Source organism: Fretibacterium sp. OH1220_COT-178 (assembly GCF_003860125.1).
Classification (GTDB): Bacteria; Synergistota; Synergistia; order Synergistales; family Aminobacteriaceae; genus CAJPSE01.
The window spans coordinates 1-3780 of record NZ_RQYL01000052.1 but is presented as its reverse complement, the minus strand read 5'-3'; the positions used below and the strand labels follow the sequence as shown (position 1 = coordinate 3780).

The 3780-nt window shown below is 62.2% G+C and carries 5 protein-coding genes; all 5 read right to left on the bottom strand.

All coding sequences use genetic code 11. From position 1 onward, the window contains the following. Positions 1–176, bottom strand: a 176-nt coding sequence (locus EII26_RS12680; protein ID WP_233572688.1) for a GTP-binding protein, incomplete at its 3' end; no start/stop codon positions are given. Positions 177–224: 48 nt separating this feature from the next. Continuing rightward, complete coding sequence (gene fusA / locus EII26_RS12675; protein WP_124889520.1) at positions 225–2300, bottom strand: elongation factor G; 2076 nt, start codon at positions 2298–2300, stop codon at positions 225–227. 125 nt (positions 2301–2425) lie between these two features. Beyond that, complete coding sequence (gene rpsG, locus EII26_RS12670; RefSeq protein WP_124889519.1) at positions 2426–2896, bottom strand: 30S ribosomal protein S7; 471 nt, start codon at positions 2894–2896, stop codon at positions 2426–2428. Positions 2897–2913: 17 nt separating this feature from the next. Then, the gene (rpsL, locus tag EII26_RS12665) at positions 2914–3291 is read right to left on the bottom strand and encodes a 30S ribosomal protein S12 (protein WP_124889518.1); all 378 of its coding nucleotides are present in this window, start codon (positions 3289–3291) and stop codon (positions 2914–2916) included. Between the two features lie 42 nt (positions 3292–3333). After that, the gene (locus EII26_RS12660; RefSeq protein WP_124889517.1) at positions 3334–3582 is read right to left on the bottom strand and encodes a 50S ribosomal protein L7ae; all 249 of its coding nucleotides are present in this window, start codon (positions 3580–3582) and stop codon (positions 3334–3336) included. Positions 3583–3780 lie beyond the last annotated feature (198 nt).

Sequence of the window (3780 nt, the reverse complement as noted above, 5' to 3'; positions counted from 1 at the left end):
CGCTCACGCTCCTCCGGGGCCTTGTCGATCATGTCGTACGCCGTGAAATCCGCCCACTTCTGAGTCGAAAGACACTTCGTGATCGCCGCCGTCAGCGACGTCTTGCCGTGGTCGATGTGACCGATCGTTCCGATGTTCAGGTGCGTCTTACTCCGCTCGAACTTCTCCTTCGCCATCTTTCGATTCCTCCCAGTAAAATACAGATATATTTTTACAAAAAACTTTTAACTGCCCTTACCCTGAAGCACCTTTTCCGCAACATCCGCCGGAGTGGGCTCGTAGTGGTCGAACTGCATCGTGTAGTTGGCCCGCCCGGAGGTCTTGCTGCGGAGGTCGGTCGCATACCCGAACATCCCGACAAGCGGCACGTAAGCCCTTATTATACGCGCGTTGGCCCTCATGTCCATACCCTCGATCCGCCCACGGCGGGAGGAGAGATCGCCGATGACGTCGCCGACGTAATCCTCGGGCGTCACGACCTCCACGGCCATGATCGGCTCCATCAGCACGGGCCCGGCCTTCTTCATGGCCTCCTTGAAGCCCATGGAGGCCGCAATCTTGAACGCCATCTCGGAGCTGTCGACGTCGTGGTAGCTGCCGTCGACCAGCGCGATCTTGACGCCGATCACCGGATAGCCGCCCATCACGCCGCTCTGGATGGCCTCCTCGAGCCCTTTCTGGACCGCCGCGACGTACTCCTTCGGGACGACGCCTCCAACGATGCGATCCTCGAACTCGTACCCCTTGCCCTCGGACAGGGGCTCCATCTCGAACACGACGTGTCCGTACTGGCCGCGCCCGCCGGACTGGCGGATGTACTTCCCCTCGGCGGAGGCCGCACGTTGGATGGCCTCCCTGTAGGAGACCTGAGGACGGCCGACCTTGACGTCGACGCCAAATTCCCGCTTCAGACGGTCCACGATGATCTCGAGATGCAGCTCACCCATCCCCGAGATGATGGTCTGCCCACTCTCCTCGTCCGTACGCACCCGGAAGGTGGGGTCCTCGTCGGCCAAAGCGACCAGCCCCTTGCTGAGCTTGATCTTGTCGCCCTGCGTCGCGGGCTCCACGGCGAGGGAGATGACCGGCTCGGGGAAGACCAGGCTCTCCAGCACGATCGGATGATCCTCCGCGCAGAGGGTATCGCCCGTCTTGGTCCCCTTCAGGCTGGGCACGGCGACGATCATCCCCGCCTCGACGACGTCGATGTCCTCGCGCTTGTTGGAGTGCATCCTCATGATGCGCCCGATGCGCTCCCTCTGTCCCGAGGTGGCGTTGTAGGTGGTGCTCCCCTTCTCCAGCCTGCCGGAGTAGACGCGCAGGAAGATCAGCTTGCCCAGGAACGGATCGACCGCCACCTTGAAGGCCAGGGCCGCAAAGGGCTCCTTGGGATCGCTGTGACGCTCCAGCGTCTTCTCGGGGTTTCCGGGCTCCGTCCCGTGGATGGGAGGCAGATCGATCGGACTGGGCAGGTAGTTCACCACCGCGTCCAGCACCAGCTCGACCCCCTTGTTCTTGAAGGCCGAGCCGCAAAGCACAGGGACGGCCTTCAGGGCGATGGTCGCCTCGCGCAGCACCTTGCGGATCAGCTCGGAGCCGACCTCCTGTCCCTCGAGATAGAGGGTCATGATGTCGTCGCTGAAGTCGGAGAGGGCCTCGACGATGGCGTCCCGTCCCGCCTTGGCGGGCAGGGCCAGCTCCGCGGGAATTGTGGTTACGCTAGGCGGCTGGCCCAGCTCCCCGCTGAACATCACGGCCTTCTGCTCGATCAGGTCCACTACGCCCGCAAATTCGTCCTCGGCGCCGATGGGCATCTGAATGGGGATCGCACAGGCACCGAGCCGCTCCCGGAGCGCACCGACCACCGAATCGAAGTCCGCCCCGATACGGTCCATCTTGTTGACGAACGCCACACGGGGAACGTGATACTTGTCCGCCTGCCGCCAGACCGTCTCGGACTGGGGCTCCACGCCGCCCACGGCACAAAAGACCGATACGGCGCCATCGAGGACGCGCATGGAACGCTCCACCTCGACCGTAAAATCCACGTGGCCGGGCGTATCAATGAGGTTGATCGTATGGTCCTTCCAAACGCAGGTCGTGGCCGCGGACGTGATGGTGATCCCGCGCTCACGCTCCTGCTCCATCCAGTCCATGGTGGCCGCACCCTCGTGCACCTCGCCGATCTTGTAGCTACGGCCGGTGTAATAGAGGATGCGCTCGCTGGTCGTCGTCTTGCCCGCATCGATATGGGCCGCTATTCCTATGTTCCTGAGTTTCGAGATATCCAAAAAACGCACCTACCCAGACACGGCATTCCTGAAAGCCCAAACCGGGCCCGACCCCGGAGGTCCGGGAGCTCGAAAGCCCGTCGATCCAAGCCTGGAATTCAGCCGCCAAAATAGATGCCCCGCACAGGGGCGAATTACCACCGATAGTGAGCGAACGCGCGGTTGGCCTCGGCCATCTTGTGGGTATCCTCGCGCTTTTTGATGGAGCTGCCCTCGTTCTTGTAGGCATCCATCAACTCGCGCATCAACCGCTCCGACATGGGCATCCCCTTTTTGGAACGGGCGTAGGAGATGATCCAGCGAATGGAAAGCAGCTGCCCCCTCTCGGGCGAGACCTCGACGGGCACCTGATAGGTAGCGCCGCCAACCCTTCGGGGACGCACCTCGATCTGAGGCGCCACATTGCCCATGGCCTTCTCAAAAACCTCGAAGGGCTCCGCCCCCAACTTCTCGGCAGCCTTGTCGAGGGCGCCGTACAAAATCCTCTCGGCTACGCTCTTCTTGCCGCCCTTCATCAGACTGCTGATGAACTTTGCAACCGCCGGATTCCCGAATCGGGTATCCGGAACGACCTCCCGCTTCCGCACATGACCTTTACGAGGCATGTCAAACCCTCCCTGAATTAACTGGCCTTCGGCTTACGCGCACCGTACTTGGAGCGGCTGCGCTTCCTGTTCTCCACCCCGCCGCAGTCGAGCGTACCGCGGACGATGTGGTACCGCACGCCGGGAAGGTCCTTGACGCGTCCTCCGCGGACAAGCACCACGGAGTGCTCCTGAAGGTTGTGTCCGATACCCGGAATGTAGGACGTCACCTCGATGCCGTTGGTCAGACGCACACGGGCGACCTTGCGGAGAGCCGAGTTGGGCTTTTTGGGGGTCACCGTGTAGACTCGGGTACACACGCCCCTGCGGGCGGGATTGCCCTGAAGGGCCGGCGAGTCGCTCTTGCTCCGCTTCTCCTCGCGCCCGTAGCGCACAAGCTGATTGATGGTTGGCACAGAATCTCCTCCTCAAAACTGAATCGTAAAAACATCTATAGGTCAGCGCTTCAGCAGACCGGCTGCCGAGGCCGATCGGTCTATGGCGCAGGCTCGCCCCAAGATCAGGCGGGATTCAACCCTCTCCACCTCGACGCCGGCGGCCTCCGCATCCCGCAAAAGGGAATCGAGCCTTCCAGGCTCCGCATCGGCGGCGACAAAAAGCTTCCGCAGCAATCCCTTGGACAGGGCCCGCCGCGCCTCCTTCTCCCCGACGATACGTTCCGCCACCGCAAGTTCGTTCAAAGGCACAAGAATACCTCCCGTGTTCGAGACACGCGCGATATCTTAGCAAAATTACGACGCAACTGTCAAGGAGCCCTCCTGGAGACGGGGAAGGAAAATGCGTTGAAGAATCAGAACCACCGGCTGAGCCGGTGGTTTGCACCGGCCCTGTAAGGGCCCCATACCGGCAGCCCTGACGGGCCCTGAAGTTACGCCGCCCGCAAC

Excerpts from the sequence above, each read along its gene's own strand:
- rpsG (WP_124889519.1), bottom strand. The coding sequence starts at position 2,896 with ATGCCTCGTAAAGGTCATGTGCGGAAGCGGGAGGTCGTTCCGGATACC.